This window comes from Corynebacterium sp. A21 (assembly GCF_052266655.1).
Taxonomy (GTDB): domain Bacteria; phylum Actinomycetota; class Actinomycetes; order Mycobacteriales; family Mycobacteriaceae; genus Corynebacterium.
On sequence record NZ_JBQPQY010000004.1, the window covers coordinates 28,872 to 55,825 of the forward strand.

A 26,954-nucleotide genomic window follows, 5' to 3' on the forward strand; every position below is an offset into this window, starting at 1 on the left:
GACCCGAGGAACCGCCATGTTGTCCAGCTCCCGCACCCCGCACGCCTTTGTCACCGGAGCCAGCGGCGGTGTCGGCCGGGAGGTTGTCTCCCGGTTGCTCTCCCGCGGCTGGCGCGTCACCGCCCAATACCGCACCAGTCCCGGCCCTGCGGCCGCAACCTGGTGGCAGGCGGATTTCACCCGACCCCTGCCGCCGGTGGAAATGCCGACGCAGCTCGACGCCCTGATCCACTGCGCCGGAGTCGCCCCTGTAGGTCCGACCCAGGAGTTCAGCCGCGAGGTGTGGGAGGAGACCATGGCGGTCAACCTGCATGCCCCGGTCGACCTGAGCAATCGACTGTTGCCCGCGCTGAAGGCCGCCGGCGGGCACCTGGTCTACGTCAACTCCGGCGCCGGCCAGCAGACCCGACCCCAGTGGACCGTCTACTCAGCCAGTAAATTTGCTGCCCGCGCCTGGTGTGACGGGCTGCGCGGCGAGAACCCCGACATCCGGGTCACCTCGATCTACCCTGGCGGTATCGCCACCGAGATGCAACGCAAGATCGTCGGTGAATTCGGCCGGAACTGGGACCCCTCGGCGTTTCTCAGTGCCGGCACCGTCGCCTCAGCGATCATCAACGCCCTAGAGACCCCGTCGGATGCCCACCCGACCGAAATCACTCTACGCCCGCGTTAAGGTGCGGAAGCTAGAGTAAGACAGAAGAAAGGCGGTGGTCCCGATGCATAAGCAGGACTCCTCCGAAAACTCAGCCAGCAACAAAAAACGCCGGAAACCCTACGGCCACCCCGAAAATGACCTGGTGACCGATTCCGACTACACCAACCGCCCCATGCCAGGGGCCAGCACCATTGAGGATCTCGCCGGTCAACCGGACCCGGCGGAGACCCTGGCGAAAAATCAGCGATCCGGCCGCCAGGCCGTCATCTACGCCCTCGGTTCCTTGGTGTGCCTGTTCATCTTCGCCTTCCTCCTCGCGCTGATCAGCCGCTTGTACGGCGGGCCACACTGTGAGGCCGGGGAGGCGGTCTGGATCTGTACCGAGTTCGCCCGGATCTGGTGGCCGATTCTCACCAGTCTCTTCGCCGCCGCCTCTATCCTGGGCTGCGCCCTCATCATGATCCGGAAACTGAACCAGCGGCTGCGTTGGTGGCCCTGGATGGCGGCCTTCTGGTTCCTGCTGCCGCTGAATATGCTCTGGATGACCTCGGCCCTGCCGATCGCCATCATGGACGGAAGTCTGCTCTTCTAGCTTCCGCCATTCTTCGCCAAAGGAGCCGGTACCCACTCGGGGTACCGGCTCCTTCTGGTTATTCGGTCGGTCTCGAAAACCGGGGCGGATAGGGACGCATAGCTGCAAGGAGCCGGAAAACGCGGTCGAACGGCCCTGAAAAAGCCTTCTTGCAGCTATTCGTCCACGCCCCCGCGGACCCCGCCACACAGCTTCCGCCGTTAATCCACCGCTGCGGCCAGCTGCGCAGCCACCTGTTCACAGTCCGGCCGGCCGCAGTGCCGGGTAGCCACATTCTCATGGCAGTCCGGGCACATCAGCACCAATTCGCGGCAGGTATCCTCGTTGACGCAATGCTCAAACTTGTTTGTCCCCGCGTCACAGCGGACACAGTGACCGAGCTGTTTATGATCCTCACCGAACTCCAGGTGCATCCGCTTGTCGAAGACATAGAGGGAGCCCTCCCACAGGCCCCGGTTACCGAACTTCTCGCCGTAGCGGACAATGCCACCGTCAAGTTGGTAGACCTCCTTGAAGCCCCGGTTGATCATCAGCGAGCTCAGCACCTCGCAGCGGATACCGCCGGTGCAGTAGGTGACCACCGGTTTATCCTTGAGGTCGTCATACTTGCCGGATTCAATCTCGGCGATGAAATCATGGGTGGTGTCCACCTCGGGGACCACCGCATCGCGGAACTTGCCGATCTGGGCCTCCATGGCGTTGCGGCCGTCGAAGAAGACGACCTCCTCGCCGCGGGCGTCGACAAGCTCGTTGACCTCCTCGGGCTTAAGGTGCACCCCACCGCCGACCACGCCGTTCTCATCGACCTTGATCTCCCCGGGGACGCCGAAGGCGACGATCTCATCACGGACCTTCACGCTGAGCTTCGGGAAATCCTCCGCGCCACCCTCGGACCATTTGAATTCCATGTCGGTGAAACCCGGGTAGTCGCGGGTCTTGCGGATATAACGCTTGCAGTCATCGATGTTGCCACCGACGGTGCCGTTGATACCGTGCTCCGAGATGAGGATCCGACCCTTGAGGTTGAGCGATTCACAGAGGTCACGCTGCCAGAGCATCACGGCCTTCGGATCCGCGATCGGGGTGAACTTGTAATATAGGAGAATTTTGCTGATCGACACGAGGGAAAGTCTAGCCAGCCGGGCGCAGGGGGCGAAACCGTCAGTCAATGCTTATCAACGCTGCGGACCACGCCGTCCGGCCTCTTCCTTGAGGTCAACATGCATCGTTTCAGCCTGGTCCGCATCTTCAATGCCACGGTTTACCCGCTGTAGGACAGCGTCGATCTCATTATCGAGCTCATCACGGTAGAAACTTGTCACATCATCCCCTTTAGCCTGCTCATGAAAATATTATGGCCCTAATCTTTTCACTCCACCTGGGGTTTTGTCTTTCACGGCCCATCCGAAACTTATCAAGACGAGCAAAAACCGGCATGAATGACAAGATTCACACCGGCTCACTGACCGAGATCCCGGAAGTTCAGCGCTTCCGGTACAGGGACTTACGCTGGAACTTCGGCTCCGAGGTCACCAAGATGCCGAGGTTACGGAAGATGCTCTCATCCACCGGGCCGAGAATGGTAGTGGTGTGGGCATTGCAGGACTGCAACTCCTTCAGAGCGCGCAGGGCATTACGAGCGTCCTGGCTGGCGGCACCCGAGACCGAGAGCGCGATGAGCACCTCATCAGTGTGCAGTCGTGGGTTCCGCGATCCCAGGTGTTCCGTCTTGAGGGTGTGAATCGGTTCGATCGAGCTGGGGGAAAGCAGATCAATGTCACGGTCGATGCCGGCCAGATGTTTCAAGGCATTGAGCAGCATCGCGGCGGAGCAACCCAGCAGTTCCGAGGTCTTGCCGGTGATGATCGTGCCATCGTCAAGCTCCAGGGCGGAAGCCGGGGCACCGGTCGCCGCCTCCACGTTGAGGGCCACCTCAACCACCCGACGCTCCTCAATGGAGGTGCCGGCCTTGCTCATGACCATGGCCACCCGCTGGGAGAGCGTGTCGTCGAGCTCATCACGGCGTTCTTCAACCAGTGCCTTGTAGTAGCGGCGGATGATCTCCTGATTGGCGGCCTCCCGGCACACCTGATCATCAGAGATGGCGTAGCCTGCCATGTTCACCCCCATGTCGGTCGGGGATTTATAGGGAGAGCTGCCGTTGAGCTTCTCCAGCAGGGTCTTGAGCAGCGGAAAGACCTCGACATCGCGGTTATAGCTGGTGACCTGCTCGCCATAGGCGGCCAGGTGGAAAGGATCGATGACATTGATGTCATCGAGATCCACGGTGGCGGCCTCATAGGCCAGATTCACCGGGTGCTCCAGGGGGAGATTCCAGATCGGGAAGGTCTCAAACTTGGCGTAACCTGCGGGCACCCCACGCTTGTACTCGTGGTACACCTGTGACAGACAGGTGGCGAGCTTGCCGGAACCCGGTCCCGGCGCGGTGACCACAATCAGATCTCGGCTGGTCTCCGCATATTCATTACGGCCGAAGCCCTCATCGGAGACGATGCGGCGGGTGTCGGTGGGGTAACCGGGGATGATGTGGTGCCGGGCGACCTTGAGTCCGAGGCGCTCGAGGCGGGTCTGGAAGGCCAGCGCCATGTGGTTGTCCTCCTCGACCTGGGTGAGCACCACGTGTTCCACGAGGAAGCCCCGCTCGCGGAAGACGTCAATGAGACGGAGCACGTCCTCCTCATAGGGGATGCCGAGGTCAGCGCGGACTTTCTGGCGCTCCAAGTCCTTGGCGTTGATGCAGACGAGGATCTCCATCTCGTCCTTCAGCTTCTCCAGCATCGCGATCTTATTGTCCGGGGTGAAGCCGGGAAGGACGCGGGAGGCGTGCATATCGTCGAAGAGTTTGCCGCCCATTTCTAGATAGAGCTTGCCACCGATGGCTTCGCGGCGCTCCTGGATATGCCGCGACTGCATCTCGATATAACGTTCACGATCAAATCCGGTGCGGTACGGCATCAGAAAGTGCCCTTCTGTCTGGGGTGGCTGACGCCCCACGACTTTACCTGTCAGGCGGCAGTTTAGAGAAAGGGGTGCCTCGGGCAGAAGTCCGGCCCAGGTAGTCGATGACTACCTGGGCCGGCGAGCGGTGCTGGGCAGGCTATCGCAGCAGGACCGAGGTGCTCGGGTAGCTTTCGGCGAAGTTGTCCGGCAGCGGGGCGATGAAGACATTCTCGGTGCGGGTCCGGGTGATCTTCCATACCCCGTTCTCACGGCGGAAGGCATTGTTCAGGCGGCTGGAGCGCAGCAGGGAGGTTCCGTCGGAGAACAGCCAGGGCTGCATGTGGATCCAGAGTCCGGTGGCCTCCTCACCATCGACGAAGATCTGCTCTGAAGTGAGGTAGTGGGCGTTGAGCAGCAGCTTCGGATCCTGGTCTGCCGGCCAGAAGCGGTTGAAGTGTGCCCGGATCGCATCCTTGCCCTCTGCCTTCCCGAACTGTCCGGTGTAGTACTCGCCCACTCCCTCCCAGACCGCGTCCTCGGTGTAGAGCTCGAGGATCAGCTCGATGCGCTCCTGGTCGGTGATCGGCGGGTACACCGGGCAGGGGGTATCGCAGAGGTACATGTACCGGGCCTGAATGCGACGGATATCCGCCTCTGCCTCCAGGACATCAATACGGTTGGCCAGCTTGGTGATCAGTTCTTCAGTCATGGTGGGTTTCCTTAGTTCTTCTCGGTGTTAACGGTGCTCTCGATGTTCTGGATAACTTCCTGGGAGCGGGTGATCCAGTCGCGGACCCGGGTTCCGGTGGCACTGCCGGGGAGCTGCGCCAGCCGCAGGGTCATGGTGTGCTGGCCGGAGGGATCCTTAACCGGGAAGACAAGGGAGCCGACATCATAGATTTCGGTGTCTGAGATCTCCCGCAGCTCATAGTCCACCGGGGTGGAGCCGATGGTTTCCCGGATGCTGCGCTCCTCAACCGGGGTCAGGCTCACCTTTTTGTATTCCTGGGTCGCCCGGATCATCTGGTCATAGGCGTTGGAACCCTCCGCCGGCAGAAAGGCCAGCAGATAACCGTGCTCCCGCATGAACTCCAGGCGGCGGCGGTGGCGTTCCTGGATCTCCTCGGAGGGGTTCTTCAGTTTGTTCATCCACCGCTGCTGCAACTCAGCGGGCTTGTCAAAGAAGTAGCTGTCGCCGATGGGTGGGACGAGCGGGAAGCGGCTGGCCAGGCCGCCCTCCCGGGTGGCGTCCGCGGAGAGCTCGGAGAACACCGTGGCCATCTCATCATCGCTGACGGCGGCGAACACCGAGACTTCACAACCGATCGAATGCGCCAGGTCCTTGAGCTGTTCACTCGCGTTGTGCGCGGCGTGGATGGCCGGGAGAATCTCGTGGCTCATCCGGGAGCCTGACTCCAATCCCGCGAAACTACCGTATCCGCCCTGGAAGAAGAGCAGCGGCGGGACGGAGTTGGTCACCTGGAGATCAGCGACGGCACAGAGCACGATCCAGTGGTCGCCGGCTTCCACGACATCGGCGATGGTGGTGTCGATCCAGGCGATGGAGTTGCGCAGCACCGGATCTCCGGAGGGCGAGGGGTACCAGTCGATGCCATCCAGTTTGTTCTCCCACCGCTGCGCGATGGCCAGCATCTCCGCCTGCTGCTCGCCGCCGAGGATATTGATGCACAGGGAGTCGCAGGTGCGCAGCTTCTGGAAGGTCCGGGAGGTCTTCATCGGCATGAAGGACACCAGCGGCGGGTCCAGGGAGACCGAGGAGAAGGTGCCCACCACCAGTGCCAGGATCTCGCCCTCCGCACTGCGGCCGGTGATCACGGCAACACCGGTGGGGTAGTGGCCCATCACTTCTCGGAAGACTTTGGGGTCAAAGGTCTCGGGGATGATTGCGGTCATGGCGGAGATACCAGCTTTCTGGGTGTTCACAAACAGGGGAGGTTAGTTGGCGGGTGCCGGACGCAGGTGCCGGGCCTGGAGGTAGCTGCCCAGGCGCTCCGGGCGGAGCAACAGTGCGGCGGCCAGGCCTGCAACCAGCAGGAAGGTACCGGTGATCAAGAAAGCGGAGTGCACTCCATCGGTCATTGCGAGCACCATCTCTGGGCTGGGGGCGACCCCCTTGGCCGGTGCCTCATAACCTGCGGCCGTCATCATCGCACCGACGAGGACCGGGGAAATGATGGCGCCGATGGCCCCGAAACCGCCCAGGGTGGCCATCATGATCGGCCGCTGCTTCGGGCCGACGGCAAATCCGATCGCGGAGGCCGCCATCGGGAAGACGAGGCTGCAACCACCGGCGATGGACAGCAGCACCACGGTCAACGAGCTGGGGACGATCGGGGTCAACAGGAAGGCGAGGCCAGCGACGGCGGTGGAGAGTCCGAAGGGAACCGCGATGGCCAGGTGAGCGCTCTTGCCTCGCGTCATCATGCGGTGGCCGATTCCGCCGAGAACCAGCAGCACCAGGGCGCCGAGCACCCAGGGGAAGGTGGTGTACAGGCCGACCTGGGGAAGGGATAGGCCGACAACGGTGCCCAGGTACTGCGGTAGCCAGGTGGTCAGGAACCCTTGGACCCAGAAGTTCGAGGCGGCACCGAAGAGAGCGGCGATGAAGGCGAGGCTGAACAGGGCCCGCCAGATGTTCACCGGCTGTTGTGCGTCGACCGACCCGGCTTCCGGGGCGGCGTCGTTAAGCGTGGCCGTCACCTTGGCACCGGCCTTGTAGGGGCCGTCGCCGCCGAGGGTCAGCCAGGCGATGACCCAAACCAGGCCGATGACGCCCAGGGCACCGAAGGCCCACCGCCAACCCCACATGCCGATGACCCAGGCGATGAAGGGGGCCGCGATGACCGGACCGAGGGTGGAACCGATAGCCACCAGGTTGGAGGGCAATGCTCGGCGGGAGGGATGGAACCAGGTGTGTGCCGAGGTCAGCGACATCGCGGTGGCGGGCCCTTCCGCGCCACCGAGGATGATGCGGGTGGCGAGCAGCATCGCCGCGCCACCGCCGAGCAGCATCGGGAACTGCATGACCGCCCAGGTCACGCCCATCACCAGGAGAATCCAGCGAACCGAGAACTTAGAGGCCAGGATTCCCGTCAGCACGGACACGATGGAATACAGAAAGAAGAAAGCGCTGCCGATGAAACCGAACTGGGTCGGGGTCAGCCCGAGCTCGGACATGGCATGCGGCGCCACCAGGCCGAGGACCGCCTTATCTGCGAAGGCGACGATCTGGAAGGCCACCAGAAGACCCACGATGACCCAGGCGCGTGTGGTGGGGCGATGAGAATTACTCTTGATGCGCTCGGCTCCCTCAGGCATCGGCACCTCGATGGGGTTCCTTGTGACGGTCATTTCTGCTCCGATCCCCCGGCCCGCAGGCCGGATCTTCACTGTTGATATGCCAGAAAGGTAACTGTGATTCGACTTACACAGATAGGGGGGAAACCTTTACTTCGAGGATGTTTCATAGCCAAAGAGAATCACGTAACCTCAATCACATTGATAGCCCGGGATCGATCACCTCATTCTGGGAAGATTCACCGGCCCTGCAGGAGACTCCGATGACCTCGATTTACCGCAACCGATTCATCAGTGAACAGGTAGCGGCAGTACACAGTGGCGCTGCCTCAGCATCCGAACTGGCTGCCGAAGTTCGCACCGACATCATTCGCTACGAGGAAAAACTCAAGGCCTGGGTCGCTTTCACCGACCTCGAGACAGAGCTGGCGGACCCCGCCGCAACCCCGCCGGCAACCATGGCTCGCCCCGGCGACCCGAACCCCGGAGATCTCCCCCTCAGCGGCATCTCGGTAGGGGTCAAAGACATCATCGACGTCGCCGGCCTGCCCACCCGTTCAGGTTCCCCTGTCACACCCGATACCACTGCCCAAACGGACGCCGCCTGCGTCACCCGGCTCCGGGAATTGGGGGCAACCATTCAGGGGAAGACCGTGACCACCGAATTCGGCTATTTCAGCCCCGGGCCTACCGTCAATCCTTGGAACCACGGTCGTACCCCCGGCGGCTCATCAAGTGGCTCCGCCGCCGCAGTGGGCGCCAACTCCATCCCGCTGGCCCTGGGCACCCAGACCGCCGGGTCATTGACCCGCCCGGCGTCTTTCTGCGGTGTCGCCGGTATGGTGCTCGCCGCCGACTCCACCCCGATGGCCGGCATCTCCGGGATGAGCGAAACCCTGGATTCCCTCGGGCTACTGACCCGGAACGTCACCGATCTGGACTATGTCTACTCGGCCTTCACCGACCAGGAGTTCCACCCTGATCCGGTCCTGGCGGATACCACTCTCCACCTCTGGGAGGGTTCAGATCTCCTCCCGCTGGCACCCCAGATGAGTGCTCTCCTGGCCGAGCTGCCCCGGCTGGCCGTCGATCTCGGCCTGACCTATTCGCCACTCGACTGGTCCGATCATGTGCACACCCTGGTCGAGGATCACCGCCTCATCATGGGCTACGAGGCCACCCGCACGCTGGCGGAGATCAGGGCGAAGCATGAGTCCGAACTGAGCCCACAGCTCCGGGAACTCCTGCAGAGTGGCGCCGAGATCGCGGAAGCGGACTACCAGGAGGCGCTGATCCGCCGGACCATCTCCCGGCGCGCCCTGGAACGTCTCCTCGGCGATACCGGGGTCATTCTCGGCCCCGCCGCTGCTGGTCCCGCACCGGAGAGCTCCGCCGGCACCGGCTCCCCGGATCTCAGCCGCCCCTGGCAACTGCTCGGGATGTCGGTGGTCATCGTCCCCGGTGCCAAAACCACCACTGGGCTACCTCTGGGAGTTCAGCTGATCGGACTCCCGGGTTCGGAGAAGCAACTGCTCCATCTGGGGCGCTGCCTCGAGAGCCGGCTGCGGAGAATTCCCTCCCTCTCTGAGTCCACCTCACACCCCACGCTGAAAGATCTGACATGGTAATCACACCCCGCCCCGTTAATCATGACCGTATGTTCCTGACCTGCTACGAGGACACCTTCAACTACGGCTGGCACCATGTGGACCTTTTTGTCCATGATGAGCACGGCCGGGAGGTGAACTGGGTGCACTGGACCGTTGAGGCCGATGGCCCCGAGGCCGCGGATGCCTCCGTCCGCCGGGAGGAGCCCGGCCTGCGCCGGCTGACGAACTGGGAGCATCAGGTCAGTGCCTTCGGCATGAACTATTGGACGGCCGACGCCGCCTGGGATTGAGATCATGATGAATATCCCGCTGAAAACAACGCTTGCCGACCGCCCCCGAAATGGAAGCGACATGACCCTGCCTGATGGCGCGCCCGCCGAGGTCTATGTCATCGATGATGACCCGGAACTCTGTGAATCCGTGGCCTGGCTGCTCGACAGCGCCGGCATCTCCTGCACGATCTGTCATAGCGCCGATGAGTTCCTCGCGCAGTTCGATCCGGGCCGCCCGGCCTGTCTGATCCTGGATGTCCGGATGCCCCGGATGAGCGGCCCCCGACTTCAGGAGAAGCTCAACCAGCTCGCCCCACATGTGGCGATCATCTTCGTCTCCGCCCATGGCGACATCAACATGTCGGTGTCCACCATGAAGGCCGGTGCCCAGGACTTCCTGGAAAAGCCCTATGATCCGCAACGGCTTATCGACGCCGTGCAGCTCGGCGTCGAGAATGCCGCCCAGCGTTTCGAGGGTTACCGCCGCTCCCGCGGGCTCGCGGCGAAACTGGCGCTGCTGACACCCCGGGAACGCGAGGTACTGGCGCTGGTCATTGAGGGGCTGCCCAGCCAGAACATCAGTCGACGCCTCGGCATGAGCGTGAAAACCGTCGATGTGCACCGCACCCGGATCAAGACCAAGACAGATGCCGATAGCATCGGCACGCTGGTGCGTGATCTGCTCCGCTATGACGTAGCGGTACCCGGGGAAAATGGTGTGACCATCTGAGTGGGGCGGGCGAGGTCCCACCGGGAGTTGGCCCTGTTCAACGGCCGATAACCATGGCAATTTCCCCCTTCTTGGCGCACACTGTTGCCATGGCAAAATCATGGCCGCACCGGTCGAATGATTCCCGGAAGAAGCCCGCAAAGAGCCCCGCTGCCACGGATCCTCCAGCCATTTCACCGGGCGATTCGGGCACGGGCCAGCCGCGGTCCTGGCTGGTCGCACTGGGAGCCCTCGGCGTGGTCTTCGGCGATATCGGCACCAGCCCTCTCTACGCCCTGCATACCGCATTCAGCATGGAGCACAATGCCGTCAGCATCGCCCGGGAGAATGTGTACGGCATCATCTCCATGGTGCTGTGGACGATCACCATCATTGTCACAGCCAAGTATATTCTGTTGGTGACCCGCGCGGATAATGATGGCCAGGGTGGAATCCTGGCGTTGGTGGCACTGCTGCGAAACCGCCTCACCGGCCCAAGGAAGCTCGGTGCCGTCACCGTACTCGGAGTGCTCGGGGCTGCGCTGTTCTACGGGGACGCGGTCATCACTCCCGCCATCTCAGTGTTGAGTGCGGTCGAAGGCCTGACCGTGGTCTCACCCAATCTGGACAACCTGATTGTGCCGATCTCAGTGGTCATCCTCGCGGCACTTTTCGCCATCCAGCCCTTCGGCACCGGCCGAGTGGGCCGCGCCTTTGGCCCCATCATGCTGGCCTGGTTCGCCACCATGGCGTTACTGGGGATCCCGCAGATCCTCGCCCACCCGCAGATCCTCCTGAGCCTGTCGCCACATTGGGCGATCGGCCTGGTGGTGAATCAGCCATTTCAGGCATTCGTGCTGCTGGGAGCGGTGGTGCTGACCGTCACCGGTGCTGAAGCGCTCTATGCCGATCTGGGGCACTTCGGCACCCGCTCGGTGCGCCTGGCCTGGCTGTGTGTGGTCATGCCTGCCCTGGTGCTCGTCTACCTGGGCCAGGGTGCACTCGTCATCGCCCACCCGGAAGCCGCGAGCAACCCCATGTTCCATCTGGCTCCACCAGCTCTGCAACTGCCCCTGGTCATCTTCGCCACGATCGCGACCATCATTGCTTCCCAGGCCGTGATCTCCGGCGCCTACTCGATGACCCACCAGGCCATCCGGCTGGGACTGCTGCCACGACTGGTGGTCAAGCACACCTCCCGCCGATCAGAGGGTGAGATCTTTATGCCGATGGTCAACTGGGTGCTCTTCATCTCCGTGATGGCTCTGGTTCTCCTCTTCTCCTCCTCCGCCCGCCTGGCCAACGCCTATGGGCTCGCGGTCACCGGAACCCTGGTGCTGGTGTCCGTTCTCTTCCTCTTCTACGCGGCCACCGTCTGGCGCTGGGCATGGTGGAAGATCCTCCTCTACGTTGCCATCGTCGGAGTTCTGGAGATCCTGCTCTTCGCCGCCAACACCACCAAACTTCTCGCCGGCGGCTGGCTCCCGTTGGCGATGGCCGTAGTCGTCGTGCTGCTGATGAGCACCTGGCAAGGTGGAAACGCCAGAGTCACCAGCAAGCGCCGCGAGATGGAGGGTGCGCTCACCCCTTTCATCTCCTCACTCCCCGAGCTGCCGATCCGGCGGATCCCGGGTGTGGCGGTCTTCCCCCACCCCAACCCTGACACCACCCCGCTGGCCATGGTCAAATGTGTCACCGACTTCCACATGCTCCATGAACACGTTGTCATCGTGCGGATTGTTCACATGAACGTCCCCCATGTACACCGTGCCGACCGGATCACCGTCGACCACATCGGATCAGCCTCGGATGGGATCGTGCACGTGACCATCCGGCTCGGCTTCACCGACAAACAGGATATTCCCCTCAATCTCCTGCTCGCGCTCGACCACACTCCCGAGCTCGACATCGATCTCGACCACGCGCTCTATTTCCTCTCGGTGCTCACCCTGCGCCCGCCGCATATCCATCGCTTCCGTGACTGGCGGCAGAAGCTGTTCCTGACGCTGGAGAAGAACCAGGCCAACCGCACTGAAACCTTCCACCTGCCACCCACCCGGACCATCATCCTGGGTGCCGAACTCTATCTCTGAGCCGGCCCCGGCGCGGCGTCGATAAGCGGGAGATCAGAAGTACTCCAGCACCAGCTTCGGATCCTTCGTCCGGGAGACACAGACAGCCATGGTCTCATTGGCCGCCCGCTCTGCCTTGGTCAGCACGCTGTCCCGGTGCTCCGGGGTGCCCGCGAGCACCTCCATGATGCAGGTGCCGCAGATGCCCTCCTCACAGGAGGTGTCGATCTCACAGCCGGCCTCATTGAGCACCTCCACAATGCTCCGGTCAGCGGGAACGTGATAGGTCTCGCCATCGAGTTCGACATCGAACTCGGTGTTCACCTGATCCTCATCCGAACCGGCGGGCTTGAAGTTCTCGAAGTGGATGGACTCCTCAGGCAGTTTTTTCGCCGCGATCTCCCGGACATTGTCCATGAATCCGGCGGGACCACAAACATAGAGATGAGTGTTCGCCGGAGTGGCTGCAACCATCTTCTTCAGGTTCTGCTGCTGTGCCTCCCGGTCCACCCCGAGGTGGGCGTGGAGCTTATCCGAGATCTTCTCCGTGAGGATCGGTAGGAAGGCCGCCTCCTCTTCACTGCGGGCGTAATAGTGCAGCTCGAAGCTGATGCCACGGACATCCATGTAGCGCGCGAGGCTGAGCATCGGGGTGATGCCGATACCACCGGCAACCAGCACATGGTGCGCACCCTCCGCCGCGATCTGCATGAGGTTCCGGGGAGCGGAGATCTTCAGCCTATCGCCGACCTTCAACTCATGGAGAGCCTCGGATCCACCTCGCCCGCCCTCCTCGCGTTTGACCGCGAAGAGGTAGGCGTTGTCTCCGTCCGGCCGCCCGCAGAGCGAGTACTGCCGGGTCACGGAGGTCGGACCAACGACGTCGATATGCGCGCCGGGAGAGTAATGCCCGATGGGCGTGCCATCCGGCATCGAAAGGTAGAAGGACTTGATAGTGGGGGTCTCCTGGACGATGTCCGAGACCACGACGTCAATGAGAGACATGGCTGCGCTCCCCTTTCTGCGTTGATGTCAGTGTCAGTCAGCGGACGTAGAGGCCGCCGTTGATGTCCCAGCAGGCGCCGGTGACAAAGGATGCATCGGCATCCGCGAGCAGGGACACCGTCTTGGCGATGAACGCCGGTTCGCCCAGACGCTGCACCGGAATACCGGCGATGACGGCATCGAGCTTCTCCGCCGGCACGGTCTGATGGACAATGGGCAGATCATGCGGGCCAGGGGAAATGGAGTTCACCGTGACGCCGCGCCCCGCGAGCTCCCGGGCGAAGATCTTGGTGACGGTCAGGATCGCCCCCTTGGAGGCGGCATAATGACCACCGGTGGCGGTGCCGCCGTTCTGGCCGGCCAGGGAGGCCATGTTGATGATCCGGCCATAACCCGCCGCCGCCATGGCACCACCGATGACCTGACAGCCGAAGAAGATGCTATCGACATTGGTGGTGAGCACCCGGTTGAAATCCACCTCATCCAGGGTCATCAGATCCGCGGCCCGGGTGACGGCGGCATTGTTGACCAGGATGGTCGGGGTGCCCCACTCCGCGGTGATCTCCGCCAGCGCAGCCACAAAGTCCTGGCGGATCGAGACATCCAGCCGGATGGCCCGGGCGGTGCTGCCGTCCGGGGAGAGCTCGGCGGCCAGGACGGCAGCCTTATCGACGTCGATATCGGCGAGGTAGACCTGGTTGCCCTCGGCGTGGAGCTGCCGGACGATGAATTCCCCCATGCCACCGGCGGCCCCGGTGACCACCGCGATACCGGAGGTCTGCGCGTTTTCAGCCATATTCTTTTCCTTAGCTAGATCAGGAAGCCAGCGGCGTTGACCGCGTCTTCGCTGTTGATGAGCCGGGCGACCTTCTCGGCGATCTTGTCTCCGGCCTCATCCAGCACGATCGTGTGGGTAAGTTCCGCGCCGATGGTCTGGAAGGCATTGCGTTTAAAGGCGGAGAGGATCTGTGCGGAACGCAGCACGACCTGGGTGTCACTGACCTCTTCCACCGTGAATCGGGATACCACCCGGACGGTGCGGGCGGCCGCGACCGCGGAAGGGGCATAACCCTGCATCATGCGTCCGACCCGGAGGTTCCGCATACGCTTGTCGTCGTAGACCATGTTCAGTGAGGAGGCGAAATCAGTGGTGTCCGGGTCGATCGGGATCACATAGAAACCCGCTTCGGTGAACAGTTCCTCCCACGCCGGGTAATCCTTGGCGTCGAGTAGTGCCGCTTCCTTCCACACCAGCTCAATGGCACGCAGCACGCGCGGATCATTGAAATTATGCAGCTCAGTCATCGCTCATCATCTTCTTCCACATGTAGTAGGACTCACGCATACCGGTTTCATCGGTGACATGGGCGGTGGGCCAGTTTTCCTCGGTCTGGTACTCACGGTTGAGGCCGCGGTTGATCATGATCGGCATATTCGGATTACCGCCGGCACCGATCTGGACGCGGTCCCAGCCCTCGGCATCATCGGGACTACCGAAGCCGAAGGGTCCCTGGAAATGCTCATGGATGCGCAGGCGCTCCTGGTTCACGACCTCCGGACCGCCGTCCATCCCGATGGCCATGTGCCAGATCTCGGTCTCATCGACGGAGATCGGGATGAGCACCCGGAAGAAGGCCGAGGACATCGCGATATTAGGGAAGAAATTCAGGTTGAAACCACAGCCGTGCATGGAACGCATGTAGCGGCGGATCTTCTCCGGGGACTCACCATCGGCCTCGAGCTGGTCGACGATGTGCTGGAAGCGGGGCTGAATCTCCTCGGTGCCATCATCGATGTCGAGGTCCAGGTGCGCGGTGGCCATGATGCCCACGCTGTGACCGTTGCCCAGGGCGTGGGTCTCGGCGGCCGGGTCATCCATGAAAGACATCATGTCCGCGGTCTCGGAATCAACCGAAGCCATCCAGGACTTGTGCACCATCGGGAAGTGGTAGCCGTCGGTGGTGTTTTCCAGCTGGATCTTCCAATTGCCCTTGAAGCGGAACTTGTGGGCACCGATGACCTTGGTGGGAAAGCCGTTGGTCTGCTTGAGAAAGCGCTCCATCCAGATCTTGGCGTCTCCCAGGTGATCCTCCAGCGGCGGGGCATCCTCATTGAAGGTAGCGAAGATCATGCCCAGGTAGGACTCCGTGCGCAGCTTCTGCAGCGGGAAATCCTTCTTGTCCACCACACCCTCGTAGCCGTCCGGATAAGGGATGCCGCGCAGACGACCGTCCAAGGTATAAGACCAGTTGTGGTACGGGCAGGTGAAACCATTGGCCTTGCCGGTGCGCTGGTCACAGACGGTGGCACCACGGTGGCGGCAGCGGTTGAGCAGGGTATTGAAGTTGCCCTTGCGGTCACGGTTGACGATCACCGGCTGGTCACCGACCTGGGTGGTCTTGAAGGAGCCCGCCTCCGGGATCTCGCTTTCATGGGCCACCCAGACCCAGGTCTTGTAGAAGATCTTCTCCATCTCCTCCTGGAAGATGGCGGGATCGGTATACAGTTTGCCGGCGAAGCGGTCGCTCTCAACCAGACTGGCGAATCCGCCCTTGGGTTCCTGTGTGGTGGTCATTGTTTTCCTTCTGATCAGTGGGGTTTTGTTGGTGATGTTCTGGTTCAGAGCTCGACGTCATCGCGGATGACGAGCTCCCGGCCCATACGTGCCTCGATCTTGAAGTAGCGCCACAGGGCGTACTCACCGATCATGATGGTGCGCAGCAGGTTGCAGGCCGCCTTGACGGTTTCCTGGTCCTTGACATCGGCCAAAACATAGAAGGTCCAGGGCCAGCCATCGGAGGGGCCGACCATGTGGGCGTCATCATCAAAGGTGCCGATGACCTCGACACCGTCCATGTCCCGGAGGCTGGTCAGGAATTCCTGGGTGGCTTCCCATACCGGGCCGATCTCCGACTTCGGGAGATCGAAGAAGTTCTGGTTGTTACCGACGCAGAAGAGGGTGCGCAATGGCTCTTGGGACATGTAGGGCTCCTTAAAATATGAGTGGTATCTGAGTGCCGGGTGGCCGCAGGTGGATCAGGGGAAGCTGGGAATACCGGCATCGAGGTTGAGCAGCACGGCACCGGCAGCCTCATAGGTGAATTCCTGGAGCATCGCGTGCTGCGCCGGGACCAGTCCGTCCTGCAGGAAACGCTGCAGCGGGTGGGTCTCGAAGATCGCCCCGGTGCCGGCCAGGTTGTAGGCCTCCAGAACCACCCGACGGCCGACCTGGGCAGCCTGGGTGGCAGCCAGCCGCAGCAGTGCCTTGTCCTGGTCGGTGATCTCCTCATCCGCCACCGCCTTGGCCCAGACCTCTTCGGTGGTGTTGTAGAAGAAAGCCTGGGCGGAGCGCAGTTCTGCCTCTGCTTTGGCCAGACCGAGCTTGTATACCGGCCGGTTGCCCTTGGCCGGGCCGCCGGTGATTGAGGTGTTCGCCGCACCAACCTCGGTGACAAAATCCAGGGCACCACGGGCGGCACCCAAGGCGACCACGGCCAGCACCTGGGCGGCATAGGCGATCACCGGATAACGGGTGATCGGCTCATCGATGGTGGGCTCGCCACCACGGATGAAAGTCATCTCCTCGGGGACGAACACCTTATCCGCCCGGACGTTGTGGGAGCCGGTGGCCTTCATTCCGGCGACATTCCAATTGTCGACGATCTCGACCTTGGTGCGTTCGATCAGCGCAGTCAGCGGCTTGCCCCCGGTTTCCGGGCCACCTCGCAGGCCCATGCCCAGCAGGTCTGCCCCCTTGCAGCCACTGGCGAACTGCCATTCACCGGAGCAGAGGTAACCACCCTCGACCTTCTCAGCCTCGAACATGGGGAACATGCCGGCGGCGAAGACAATGTCTTTGCTCTGGGAGTAGAGCTGACGCTGGGTCTCCACCGGCGCCGCAGCAAAGTAGACGAGCGCAGACCCGAAGCTGGCGACCCAGCCGGTGGCGGGGTCCACCGCAGAAATCTGCTCGACCTGCTTCATGAACTCCGCCGGCGGTAGCGGCTCACCGCCGAACTGCTCCGGAACAGCCACCCGGAAGAGGCCGGCCTTCTTCAACAGGGTCATGTAATCGCGGGGGACGTGTCCCTGCTCATTAAATTCATCACGCCGTTCGCGCAGCACCTCAAGAGCGTGCCGGAAAGCCGCCTCGCGAGCGGGACCCGCAGGTTCAGCGACCACGTCACTCAAGGTGACGCCATCATTCTTGGTTGCTAGTGCCATGACCTTCTCCAATGTCTGCGACTTCGGTTGCTTCACTAGTGATGCTATGGCGTGAGGCACACCACCGATATGGGAGAAAACCGGCAGCTGGCTAAGCAATTCTTTAGTGCCGTGCAGAGAAGTCCCGATCCACCAGCTGGTTCCCTCAGATTTAGAATTGAGGGCATGATCCCAAGTTCTGAAGAGTTCGAGCTGATGACCCAGCGCGCCCGGACCGCCGTCCTGCTCCACGAGATGGACACCCTGCGCATTCTCTGGGCGAATAACCGAGCCCTTGAGCTGTTCAAGTACAGCCTTCCGGAACTGCGCTCGCTCAAGGCCCACCACATGAGTGCCCAAGATGCGCGCTACCGACGTGAGGACGGCGTCGCCTGGTTGCACTCGGCCGCCCTCCACGGCTCCAGCATCAGACAGTGGAAGTACCTGGCCTCGGATGGGACGGAGTTCCTCACCGAATCAGTGGCCACCATCATCCCCTTCCAGGATCGGCAGGTGATCATGGTGGAGATGCGCCGCATTGATGAACATGAACAGTCCCCGGACTGGGTGTCCACCTCCCTGGAAAGAATCATCTCCCACACCGCCTCCGGCATCCTGGTGCTCGACACAGCCAGTCGGGTGACCCGCGCCTCCCCCTATGCCGCCGGCCTCTTCGGCATGAACTCAACCGGGATCATCGGCAAGGGCGTCTCTGAATTGGGACTGATCGAACCCTCGATCAGTGAGGCTGAATTCCAGGAGGCGTTGGCTCAACCGGAGGGCAAGATCAACTTCCGGATGAAAATCTGTCTGGCCAAGGATTCCCACCGCTGGTTGGCCGGTTACCTGGAGAATGTCCAGATTGAACAGAGCAATTACCGGGTGCTCATGGTCCGGGACATCACCGATCGGGTCGAGGCGGAGAAGCGCGTCGCCGCCCAGAACACCCAGCTGCAGTACCTGAGCCGTTATAACGCCATGGGGGACATGGCCATGATTCTGGCCCATGACCTCGGCCAACCCCTGGCAGCTTCGCTCAATTATCTCAGTGGTCTCAAAGCCCGGATCGCCGCAGCACAGGTAGACCCGAAAACCCTCAGTTACGGCATCAATATGGTGGAAAAACAACTCAACCGGGCATCAGAGATCGTCTCCTCCGCCAAGCGATACGTCCGGCGTATCGAAAGCACCACCTCCACCTTCAATCTTCCAGACGCCGTGGAGGAGTCCCTCTACTTCGTGCGCCTCCGGGCGGAAGAGGCCGGCGTGACAGTCAACGCTGATCTGGGGACTAAGCCGCTGATCATGGAAGGTGAGAGTGTGCTGATCGGGCAGGTGATCATCAATCTGTGCATGAACGCCATCGATGAGATCTCCCGCCCGGAGACGAAGATGAAACAGCTTGACATCCAGCTCCGGGAGTTCGGTGGCATCACCAGTCTCTCCATCGCGGATCAGGGCCGCGGCATGGACACGGTTCCGGCAGACCGGTTGGCGGCCGGTGCCTTCAGCTCCAAGGAAGATGGCTCAGGAATCGGCCTGATCATCTCCGAGCACATCGCCCAGCGCCATGGCGGCACCATCCAGTTCTCCCCGAATCAACCCCAGGGCACGATTGCCACGCTGTCGCTGCCCTTGAAATCAGTGAAGGTGGCAGTGGGGAATTAATGGACTGGGCTGGGACTGGGTTGGGGCTGGGTTGACGCCAGCCCGCGGCAAAATATGTGCAAAACGACGAAATAAAGCGCTTTCAGAGAGGGATCAGGGCCGTTTTACACATATTTTGCCCCGCACTCAACCCCGAGTCCAAGCACAGGTAGGGAAATGAAAAAGCCCTGAATGACCACCACGTCATTCAGGGCCGGGAGACTCCGAACCACCGGAGAACCACCATGTCGGGATGCCCCAACCACCAGATTGGACATCCCACACCACCCGCAACCACGCGGGACGCCACGCATCTTTGACTAAAGGTCAGAGTGCGGTGAACGCACTTCCGATAGTAACACCAACATTCGGCTAACCTACCCCTGAGGACACTGCTGAGCCGACCCAGCCGGGGCAGCACATCCCAGTCTTGCCCCTCAGACCTGGGACAATCTCCGAGTAACGAGGGGTGGACCACCAAGCGGCCAGCAGTCAGCTCAGAAGTTCGGTACCTTCTCAGATTCTGGAATGGGGACTGAAAGCCGGTCGAGGCTGAACGGTTTCACCCACTCCTCCGGCGTCCCCGCGATGTCATTGATGACAGCTTCGGCCGCAGACATCGCCCATGCGAGACCCCACGCCCGGTATCCGGTGATCACATGTACCGACGGATACCCCGGCATCGCGCCGATATAGGGCATCCGGTCATAGGGCATGTAATCGCCGGCAAGCCAGCGGTAGAGCACCTTGTTCACGTCGAACTTCTGGCGCACATCAGTAATGAGCGTCTGGTGATGCTTATCAGCGTCGAAGGTATTCTCGTCGTATTCATGGCTCTCACCGCCGAAGATGAGAACAGGCTTCCCTTCGGATGTCGCGGTGCGCATCGTGCGCATCGGGTCGTCGGTCGTGACGTACATGCCCTCCGGATATGCGGAGCCCTCAGCCAGTTGCACCGCGAGCGCATAAGACATCTTCAACCACATGAACCCATCGAAGATGTCGTTCTTCCAGAACGGTTCACCGCTGGCCTGAAGCACCTGCTTCGCCTTGATGTCACCCGCTTTGGTCGTGATGACGTTCGGCTCACCGGGTGTTATGCCGGTCGCCTTGGTCTGTTCATAGATGACACCACCGTGGGCGAGGAAATGCTGTGCGATCGGCAGGAGAAATTTCCGCGGATGGAACTGCGCCTGGCGGGAGAACTTCACCGCCCCGGTGATCTCGAGTGGTAGATCAATCTCCATCTCCAGGCTTGCGGGGAGACCCAGCGAGACCGCGGACTCGACCTCGGCCTTCAGTTCATCGAGCCTGTCTTCACGTTGGCTGTATACATACGCATCACGACGAGAGAACTCACAGTCGATGTCGAGCTCGGTGCTGATGCTCTCGACCCGATCAATACCCCGCTGGTTCGCATCCGCGAAGGCCTGCGCAATAGCTTGTCCGTGATGACTGATGAGGTAGTCGTAGATCAGGTAGTGCTGCGAGGTCAGTTTCGCGGTGGTGCCACCGGTCGTCCATTCGGCAAGTCGGGCTTTTTCGATGAGCACCGTCTTCAAGCCGCGCTGCTGCGCAGCATAGGCCGCGACGATGCCTGTGATGCCGCCACCGACAATGGCGAGGTCATAGACGGTCGAATCATCTTCGAGTTTCGGATAATCAGTGCTCGGTGTGCTTGCAACCCACAGCGATGCATCCTTGCCTTCAATCTTGTCCAACATCAATCCTCCTTGGAAGACGAGCGAAAAGATGGGAAGAGAATTTGAGCCCTCACCATTATCTTTACACAAACCTGAAGAGGAAATGAAGAGATATGTAATTCCCCTCCGCTTTCTGCGCAAACAGGGAACCCCACCAGGGCCGCACGATGACCAGCCCTGCCACCCGAACCGGCCCGAAAACCCCCGGGACTAGACTGACCTCCATGCCTGAAGGTCATGTCATCCACCATCTCGCCGGCAAGCTGAACTCCTTCTATGCCGGAAAACCGCTGCACGCGAGCTCGCCGCAGGGCCGCTTCGCCACCGAAGCAGCCCGCATCGACGGGTTCCGGATGGCCCAGGCCGAGGCCTACGGCAAGCATCTGTTCATTGATTTCGATGCCGCTGATCCAGCCCACATCATCTATATCCATCTGGGTTTGATCGGCACGCTGCAGTTCGAGCCGGAGGCGACACCCCGTGGCCAGGTACGGCTGCGGCTCAGTGACGGTGAGCTGGCGGCGGACCTGCGTGGCCCGCAGTGGTGTCGGTTGATCACCGAGGCCGAGCGTGAGGCGGCCGTCGCAAAGCTGGGTGCAGATCCGATCCGTGCCGACGCCGATCCCGCGCCGATCCGCACGAAGGTGCAACGTTCCGGGCGCAGCATCGGCTCGCTGCTGATGGATCAGAAGCTGTTCGCCGGGGTGGGCAATATCTACCGTGCAGAGACCCTCTTCCGTCTGGGGATCTCCCCTTTCCGCGAGGGCAAGCAGCTCAAGAAGAATGAGTTTGATTCGATCTGGGCGGATCTGGTGGGTCTGATGGCCGAGGGGGTGGAGGACGCGCGGATCGATACCGTCCGCCCGGAACACACCCCGGCGGCCATGGGCCGTGACCCGCGCCAGGACGATCATGGCGGGGAGGTCTACACCTACCGCCGGACCGGTCAGCCCTGCTATATCTGCGGCACGCCGATCAAGGAGCAGGTGATGGAGGGGCGTAACCTCTTCTGGTGCCCGGGCTGCCAGGCGAAATAACGGGCCGCTTATCAGCGCCGCGACCTATCCCACCGGCACGACCTTGCTCGGATCCCCGAGCGCGGGACCCAGAATCACCAACACGGCGAAGGCCAGGACAGCCAGGCCAGCGAGGATCGTCAGCAGGGTGTGCCACTTCCGGCCGCCGAGGCTGGCTAGCCAGGCACCGAAGAGTCCACCGAGAGTGTTGAACATCAGGTCATCGACATCAGTGCGCCCCAGTTCAAACCCAAACTGGGTGAGCTCGATGGTCAGGCTGAACAGGGCAGCCAGTCCCGCCACCTTGAGCAGACGGCCCCGCACCGGCCCCAGCAGGATCGCGGTAAGCATGCCGAGCGGGACGAAGAAAGAGAAGTTGCCCAGGTAATCAAAGACCGGGGCGAACCAGGTGGTCGCGGTGAAGATGTCCTCCAAGGGGATCAGCTCAAGGGAGCGGACCTTCTGGTTCTCCGGCTTCCACAGCAACCCGATGGTGAAGAAGGATTTCAGCGTGGTCAGGGCTAGGACCACCAAGGCAAAAGCGGAAAGGGTGACCGCGACCCAGGGACGGGAAGGCCCGCCAGTTTGTCTCATGCCACTCAGGATATCCCGGTAGCCTGGCGGCCATGAGCCCAATCTCGCACACTCATTTCGTCTTCTCCGTGGATCAGGTCCGCCGTGCCGAGCAGGTGCTCCTTGAGACCGAAACTTACCCCGATCAGCTGATGCAGGAAGCCGCCCAGGCAGTCGCGGCAGCGGCCGAGGTGATGCTCAGCGAGCCCCGGCCCTTCACCTCTGAGTCCGGCCGGATTCTGCTCCTGGTCGGCTCCGGTGGCAATGGTGGGGACGCGCTCTACGCCGGCGCTTTCCTCACGGAGGCAGGTCATGGCGTGGATGCGGTGCTGCTCGGCCGGGACGAGCGGGTACACATCCCCGCATTGGAGGCGTTCCTGGAGGTAGGGGGCCGGATCATAGATGGATTACCGCTCCCGCACCAGTACCGGCTGATCATCGACGGCATCCTCGGCATCGGTGGCCAGGGTGGACTCAGCCCCGAAATCGCGGAGCTTCTCGACGAGCGCGCCTCCCAGCGCATCCCGCTGCTGGCCATAGATGTCCCCTCCGGGATCAACGCCGACACCGGGGCGCTGCCGGAGAAGGTGCAGGTTGAGGCACGTGGCTTCGCGGCGGAGGACTCCCAGCTTCGCGCCCAGGTGGTGCCTTCCCATGTGGGTGCCGATGTCACCGTCTCCTTCGGTGGGCTGCGCCGGGCCCACGCGGTGGCCCATGACTGCGGTGAGGTGATCATCGCGGACCTGGAGATCCAGAGTGAAGAGGGGCCGAGATCGTTGACCCCGGAACTCTTCGACGGCTTCCTCAGGGATTTCAGCGAGGGCGCCCCCGAGGTCCAGTTGACCCGGGCATGGCTGGCTCCGAAGCAGCGTTTCAACTGGTCGGAAGCTGAGGGGGCGAAGTTCAAGACGGTTCGGCTGCCCCTGGGCGGGCTCAACTCCGGGCCGGAGGCGAACTCCGATAAGTACAGCGGGGGAGTGGTTGGCATCTGCGCCGGTTCCGAGGCCTACCGCGGCGCCGCGGTGCTGTGCACTACCGGTGCAGTCCGTGCCACCAGCTCCCTGGTCCGTTATATCGGCAGTGGCTGGAAAGAAGTGGTGCGCGCACTTCCGGAGGTCATCGCCCACCCGGATATTGAAAGCGCCGGTCGGGTGCAGGCCTGGGTGGTCGGCCCGGGCCGGGGGACCGATGATGCTGCCCGGGCCGAACTGTCACAGTTGCTGGACCGGGCGGAACCGCTGCTCATCGACGCCGATGCCCTCACGCTGCTCTCTCAGCATGCAGAACTGCGGGAGAAGGTCCGTAACCGCCAGGCCCGGACCCTGCTCACCCCACATGCCGGGGAGTTCCTTCGGTTGGCCGGGAGCCTGGCGGCACCACTCCCGGACCTGGAGGCCGACCGCTTGGGTGCAGCTCATGCGCTGGCCCAGGAATTAGACTGCGCGGTACTACTCAAGGGTCGGCGCACCGTCCTGGCCTATGAGCAGCGCATCCATGTCACTGACGCAGGTTCCTCCTGGGGCGCCACCGCCGGTTCCGGGGATGTGCTCGCCGGGATCGCCGGCGCCTGGTTGGCGCATCAGGAGGCCATGGATCCGAGGATGGCGGAGCGGTATCCGGAGTGGGATCGATCAGAGATCCCGCCGAGCTACGAGGATGCGGAAATCGCCGTTGCGGTCCACAGCGTCGCTGCCGCGCTGGCCGCCCAGACCCCGGAGGGCCCGGCACCGACCTCCGCCTCCATGATCGCTGCGGCCATCCCCCGGGCCAACGCCTGGTTGACTAGCCGGTCCGGCCGGTGATCACGCCATCTTCTACGTTGAATCCCCAGCTGATGCCGTTCTTGGTGAGGACGGTGGGGGCGATCTCGGCGGTCACGACCTCGGCGCGCGGGAAGGCGTAGCCGAGCAGGTACTCATCAAAGGCCGGCAGTTCATAGGATGCCTTGAGCGCCGCCGCCTGCTCTGCCTCGCTGACCTTGAGCTGCCAGGTACCCATCACATAGGTCACGCCGGCGAGTTCGATCTCCACCACGTCTCTCGCCAGGGCAGCAGCCCGGGCGGCATCTTTGACAGTCAGCCCGGCCCACCAGATCAGGTCCTTGACGGTGGCTGGACCATGGGCGTGGAAATAGCGGGTACCCAGTTCCGCCAGCGCCGCATCGCCTTCTAGTACACGCTGCGGGACAGGGAGGTCTTCGATGTGCAGGAAGGTCTCATGGCGGCCCTGCTTGGGGCCCTGCACCACTTCGCCTTCGCCACCGAAGGCCCGGATCAGGTGCGGGCCCCGGCCCTCGTCCTTGGGGATGCCCACGGAGGCAAAGAGTTCATAGACCTGCGGGCGGGGCAGTGGCTCGCCGCCAAGTTCGCGCAGCCGAGCGTGCAGGGCACCACGGGCGGTCTCAAACTGTTCATCGGTGATCCCGAGTTGCGGGCGCCGCAGAGCCTGGGCCCGGGCCACCCGTTCCAGGCCGAGCTTCATCATCCAGCGCGCATCCTCGGCCGCCATGAAGTGCAGGGTGCCGCGTTGCGGCCAGGCCCGGATGATCTCGCGCTTATCGACGGCCGCGAGCACCTCGGCCAGATCCACCCCGGCGCGCAGTGCGATGGCCCGGATCCCCGCCGGGTGGTTCTGACCCTGCAGCGCCAGCATGTGCCGGGCCGCCTGCACCGGGGCGTCGAGAGGTTCCCGGGCGGCAGTTGGTGCCAGGCCCTGGGCGATCAGGCGGCGGGCACGGAGTTCAGCTAGGTCAGCATGGGGGTCCATGACGGTTTCTCCTCGGGAGGGCGGGTGGGCGACCCAGCCGATCCTAGCGGGGGATCAGCTGAGGATCCGGCCGTCCCGGACCTCAATGACCTGATCCATCACATCGAGCAGGCCGCGGTCGTGGGTGACCATGACGGTGGCGCAGTTCAGCTCATCGGTCAGGGTGCGCAGTAGTTCCACGATCTCGCGGGAGAGCTGGTGGTCCAGGGCGGAGGTGGGTTCATCGGCGAGCAGCAGCTCAGGTTCTCCCATGAGAGCCCGGGCGATGTTGACGCGTTGACGCTGGCCACCGGAGAGTTGGTGCATCCGACGGTTGCTGAAGCCGGCCAGGCCCACCCGTTCCAGCAGCTCCTCAGCCCGGGTGGTGCGCTCCTTCAGGGCACGCCCCCGCAGGCCGCGGATGTGGTCGCTCAGCAGCAGCTGATCCCGGGCATTCAGCGAAGCGACCAGGTTGGGTTGCTGGAAGATGAAGCCGATGTGTTCGCGGCGGAGCTGGGTCCGGGCGGGCTCGTTCGCGGCGTCGAGAAGCGTCCCGGCGATGCGGACCTCCCCGGAGTCCGGGGTGACCAGGGCGGCGGCGACCGAGAGGAGGGTGGATTTACCGGAGCCGGATTCGCCGACGATGGCGGCCATCTCGCCCTGGCGGGCGCTCATGGATACTCGGTCCAGCGCGGTGACGGTGCCGGTGCCGTCAGGGTAGATGACGGTGGCCTCGGTGATCTCGAGTGGAGCTTTGAGGGTGGTCAGGGTGGACATTATGCGGTACCTCCGAGAGCGATCATGGGGTCTACCTGGGAAACCTTGCGGGTGGCGAAGAAGGCGCCGAGGATGCCGAGCACCCAGATACCCAGCGCCGGGCCGATGATGGTGGTCAGATTCAGTTCAAAGGGCACGGCCTGGCCGGCTAACGCACCGAGTGTCCAGCCGAGCAGGGCGCCGGCGGTGGTACCCAGGGCGAGGATGAGGGCGGACTGGCCGAGGGCATCTCCGAGCAGGTAGCGCCCGGAGGCCCCCAGGACCCGCAGGATGGAAAGGTCGCGGGTGCGCTGGATGGTCCAGATCGTGAGGAAGGAGACCGTGACCAGTGCGGAAATGGCGTAGAGAAAGCCCTGCATGGCCACCAGTGAACCCTGTTCCGAGCTATAGGCCGGCAGCCCGGCGAACGCCCCCTTGGTGTCCGTGTCCACGGCCCCGTGATCGGCGGCGAGGGCGCCCCAGACATTGTTGTCCAGGGATCCCTCCGCCATGAGCACGGTGCCCACCACCTCATCACCGACGTGGGCCACCGCGGCCCAGGTGTCGGTGTCCGCCCAGACCACCGGGCTGTGGGAGTAGTAATCATCGCCGGTGATGCCGCGGACCTCCACCTCACGGCCCCCGAGTGACACAGTTGTACCAGTGGTGATCCCCTGTTCCTCGGCAATGGACTCAGAGAGCACCAGGCCCTGCTGCACCGTGCCACCACCGGGGAGCTCGGTGCCCGTCGGCAGGCCGAGCACCGCCACGGCAGAAGCCCCGCCGGCCTCGAGCTTGGTCTGGACGGTGCCGAGCGGGGTGACCTCGGTGATCCCTTCAGATTCCTGCCAGTCACGGAGCATCTCGGTGGTGATCTGACTGTCGGTGAAGGAGATCTCCCCTTCGGTGGAGCCGGCGAAAACGAATCGGTCTGGGTCGAGCCGTTCAAGCGCTGAGGTGTTCTGCGCGCCGAGCCCGCCGGTGAGTCCGGTGAGCATGACGAGCAGCAGGGTGATCAGACCCACGACCGCGCCGATCAGAGCGAATCGGCCCTTGGCGTGGACGAGGTCGCGTATCCCGAGAAACATGGGACTGCCTTCCGTTGGGTGGTGAT

26 protein-coding genes are annotated in these 26,954 nt (G+C 62.8%); 9 read left to right on the forward strand and 17 right to left on the reverse strand.

Going from position 1 to position 26,954, the window contains the following annotated elements; translation table 11 throughout:
• Window positions 1-16 precede the first annotated feature (16 nt).
• Window positions 17-676, forward strand: coding sequence for an SDR family oxidoreductase (locus ACTU46_RS08220; RefSeq protein ID WP_443380792.1), 660 nt, complete (start codon window positions 17-19; stop codon window positions 674-676).
• Window positions 677-719: 43 nt separating this feature from the next.
• On the forward strand, window positions 720-1,250 hold the full coding sequence (locus tag ACTU46_RS08225) for a hypothetical protein (RefSeq protein WP_443380794.1): 531 nt from the start codon (window positions 720-722) through the stop codon (window positions 1,248-1,250).
• 200 nt (window positions 1,251-1,450) lie between these two features.
• Here ACTU46_RS08225 and trhO read toward each other — a convergent pair whose 3' ends face one another.
• The 6 genes from trhO to ACTU46_RS08255 all read right to left on the reverse strand — a co-directional run bounded on the left by trhO (window position 1,451) and on the right by ACTU46_RS08255 (window position 7,583).
• Window positions 1,451-2,371 (reverse strand): oxygen-dependent tRNA uridine(34) hydroxylase TrhO, encoded by a 921-nt coding sequence (gene trhO / locus ACTU46_RS08230; protein WP_443380796.1) that lies wholly within the window; start codon window positions 2,369-2,371, stop codon window positions 1,451-1,453.
• Between the two features lie 54 nt (window positions 2,372-2,425).
• On the reverse strand, window positions 2,426-2,572 hold the full coding sequence (locus ACTU46_RS08235) for a hypothetical protein (protein WP_443380797.1): 147 nt from the start codon (window positions 2,570-2,572) through the stop codon (window positions 2,426-2,428).
• A 160-nt stretch (window positions 2,573-2,732) separates the two neighbouring features.
• The gene (locus ACTU46_RS08240; protein WP_443380799.1) at window positions 2,733-4,226 is read right to left on the reverse strand and encodes a DUF1846 domain-containing protein; all 1,494 of its coding nucleotides are present in this window, start codon (window positions 4,224-4,226) and stop codon (window positions 2,733-2,735) included.
• Window positions 4,227-4,368: 142 nt separating this feature from the next.
• Window positions 4,369-4,920 carry a nuclear transport factor 2 family protein gene (locus tag ACTU46_RS08245; protein ID WP_443380801.1) on the reverse strand — a complete coding sequence of 184 codons (552 nt, stop codon included), beginning with the start codon at window positions 4,918-4,920 and terminating at the stop codon, window positions 4,369-4,371.
• A gap of 11 nt (window positions 4,921-4,931) precedes the next feature.
• Window positions 4,932-6,125, reverse strand: a complete 1,194-nt coding sequence (locus tag ACTU46_RS08250; RefSeq protein WP_443381260.1) for a flavin reductase family protein — start codon at window positions 6,123-6,125, stop codon at window positions 4,932-4,934.
• A gap of 42 nt (window positions 6,126-6,167) precedes the next feature.
• Complete coding sequence (locus ACTU46_RS08255) at window positions 6,168-7,583, reverse strand: MFS transporter (RefSeq protein WP_443380803.1); 1,416 nt, start codon at window positions 7,581-7,583, stop codon at window positions 6,168-6,170.
• A gap of 209 nt (window positions 7,584-7,792) precedes the next feature.
• Here ACTU46_RS08255 and ACTU46_RS08260 point away from each other — a divergent pair, with 209 nt between their 5' ends.
• From ACTU46_RS08260 to ACTU46_RS08275, 4 genes are all read left to right on the forward strand, one after another.
• Window positions 7,793-9,157 carry an amidase gene (locus ACTU46_RS08260; RefSeq protein ID WP_443380805.1) on the forward strand — a complete coding sequence of 455 codons (1,365 nt, stop codon included), beginning with the start codon at window positions 7,793-7,795 and terminating at the stop codon, window positions 9,155-9,157.
• Entirely contained in the window at window positions 9,151-9,429 is a 279-nt protein-coding gene (locus ACTU46_RS08265) for a hypothetical protein (protein ID WP_443380807.1), read from the forward strand. Before ACTU46_RS08260 ends, ACTU46_RS08265 begins: the two co-directional genes overlap by 7 nt.
• Before the next feature lie 61 nt (window positions 9,430-9,490).
• A complete protein-coding gene (locus tag ACTU46_RS08270) occupies window positions 9,491-10,141 on the forward strand; it encodes a response regulator transcription factor (RefSeq protein WP_443380809.1) in 651 nt (216 codons plus the stop codon).
• 89 nt (window positions 10,142-10,230) lie between these two features.
• A complete protein-coding gene (locus ACTU46_RS08275; RefSeq protein ID WP_443380810.1) occupies window positions 10,231-12,213 on the forward strand; it encodes a potassium transporter Kup in 1,983 nt (660 codons plus the stop codon).
• 33 nt (window positions 12,214-12,246) lie between these two features.
• On the opposite strand, the gene ACTU46_RS08280 is transcribed toward ACTU46_RS08275, so the two are convergent.
• From ACTU46_RS08280 to ACTU46_RS08305, 6 genes are read right to left on the reverse strand one after another with little or no spacing between them, the layout of a single operon-like run.
• The gene (locus ACTU46_RS08280; protein WP_443380812.1) at window positions 12,247-13,197 is read right to left on the reverse strand and encodes a PDR/VanB family oxidoreductase; all 951 of its coding nucleotides are present in this window, start codon (window positions 13,195-13,197) and stop codon (window positions 12,247-12,249) included.
• Between the two features lie 37 nt (window positions 13,198-13,234).
• Window positions 13,235-13,993: an SDR family NAD(P)-dependent oxidoreductase gene (locus tag ACTU46_RS08285; RefSeq protein WP_443380814.1), complete on the reverse strand. Its 759-nt coding sequence runs from the start codon at window positions 13,991-13,993 to the stop codon at window positions 13,235-13,237.
• Between the two features lie 14 nt (window positions 13,994-14,007).
• On the reverse strand, window positions 14,008-14,502 hold the full coding sequence (locus ACTU46_RS08290; RefSeq protein ID WP_443380815.1) for an aromatic-ring-hydroxylating dioxygenase subunit beta: 495 nt from the start codon (window positions 14,500-14,502) through the stop codon (window positions 14,008-14,010).
• Window positions 14,495-15,772 carry an aromatic ring-hydroxylating oxygenase subunit alpha gene (locus ACTU46_RS08295; protein WP_443380817.1) on the reverse strand — a complete coding sequence of 426 codons (1,278 nt, stop codon included), beginning with the start codon at window positions 15,770-15,772 and terminating at the stop codon, window positions 14,495-14,497. The genes ACTU46_RS08290 and ACTU46_RS08295 overlap by 8 nt, the downstream gene beginning before the upstream one ends.
• A 44-nt stretch (window positions 15,773-15,816) precedes the next feature.
• Window positions 15,817-16,179, reverse strand: a complete 363-nt coding sequence (locus ACTU46_RS08300; RefSeq protein ID WP_443380819.1) for a hypothetical protein — start codon at window positions 16,177-16,179, stop codon at window positions 15,817-15,819.
• 54 nt (window positions 16,180-16,233) lie between these two features.
• On the reverse strand, window positions 16,234-17,421 hold the full coding sequence (locus ACTU46_RS08305; protein ID WP_443380821.1) for an acyl-CoA dehydrogenase family protein: 1,188 nt from the start codon (window positions 17,419-17,421) through the stop codon (window positions 16,234-16,236).
• 165 nt (window positions 17,422-17,586) lie between these two features.
• Here ACTU46_RS08305 and ACTU46_RS08310 point away from each other — a divergent pair, with 165 nt between their 5' ends.
• Window positions 17,587-19,068 (forward strand): sensor histidine kinase, encoded by a 1,482-nt coding sequence (locus tag ACTU46_RS08310; RefSeq protein ID WP_443380823.1) that lies wholly within the window; start codon window positions 17,587-17,589, stop codon window positions 19,066-19,068.
• Between the two features lie 476 nt (window positions 19,069-19,544).
• Here the strand turns inward: ACTU46_RS08310 and ACTU46_RS08315 are convergent, their stop codons facing one another.
• Entirely contained in the window at window positions 19,545-20,771 is a 1,227-nt protein-coding gene (locus tag ACTU46_RS08315) for an NAD(P)/FAD-dependent oxidoreductase (protein ID WP_443380825.1), read from the reverse strand.
• Window positions 20,772-20,974: 203 nt separating this feature from the next.
• On the opposite strand from ACTU46_RS08315, the gene ACTU46_RS08320 reads away from it, so the two are divergent.
• A complete protein-coding gene (locus ACTU46_RS08320; RefSeq protein ID WP_443380827.1) occupies window positions 20,975-21,787 on the forward strand; it encodes an Fpg/Nei family DNA glycosylase in 813 nt (270 codons plus the stop codon).
• A gap of 24 nt (window positions 21,788-21,811) precedes the next feature.
• On the opposite strand, the gene ACTU46_RS08325 is transcribed toward ACTU46_RS08320, so the two are convergent.
• The gene (locus tag ACTU46_RS08325; RefSeq protein ID WP_443380828.1) at window positions 21,812-22,360 is read right to left on the reverse strand and encodes a VanZ family protein; all 549 of its coding nucleotides are present in this window, start codon (window positions 22,358-22,360) and stop codon (window positions 21,812-21,814) included.
• A 32-nt stretch (window positions 22,361-22,392) separates the two neighbouring features.
• Between ACTU46_RS08325 and ACTU46_RS08330 the strand changes: the two genes are divergently transcribed.
• Window positions 22,393-24,141 (forward strand): bifunctional ADP-dependent NAD(P)H-hydrate dehydratase/NAD(P)H-hydrate epimerase, encoded by a 1,749-nt coding sequence (locus tag ACTU46_RS08330; protein WP_443380829.1) that lies wholly within the window; start codon window positions 22,393-22,395, stop codon window positions 24,139-24,141.
• Here the strand turns inward: ACTU46_RS08330 and ACTU46_RS08335 are convergent.
• The 3 genes from ACTU46_RS08335 to ACTU46_RS08345 are packed head-to-tail and all read right to left on the reverse strand — an operon-like array spanning window position 24,122 to window position 26,928.
• Window positions 24,122-25,105 carry a DNA glycosylase AlkZ-like family protein gene (locus tag ACTU46_RS08335; protein ID WP_443380831.1) on the reverse strand — a complete coding sequence of 328 codons (984 nt, stop codon included), beginning with the start codon at window positions 25,103-25,105 and terminating at the stop codon, window positions 24,122-24,124. The two genes, ACTU46_RS08330 and ACTU46_RS08335, sit on opposite strands and share 20 nt — an antisense overlap.
• Window positions 25,106-25,159: 54 nt before the next feature.
• Window positions 25,160-25,861, reverse strand: a complete 702-nt coding sequence (locus ACTU46_RS08340) for an ABC transporter ATP-binding protein (protein WP_443380833.1) — start codon at window positions 25,859-25,861, stop codon at window positions 25,160-25,162.
• Complete coding sequence (locus tag ACTU46_RS08345; protein ID WP_443380835.1) at window positions 25,861-26,928, reverse strand: ABC transporter permease; 1,068 nt, start codon at window positions 26,926-26,928, stop codon at window positions 25,861-25,863. Before ACTU46_RS08345 ends, ACTU46_RS08340 begins: the two co-directional genes overlap by 1 nt.
• Window positions 26,929-26,954: the final 26 nt, after the last annotated feature.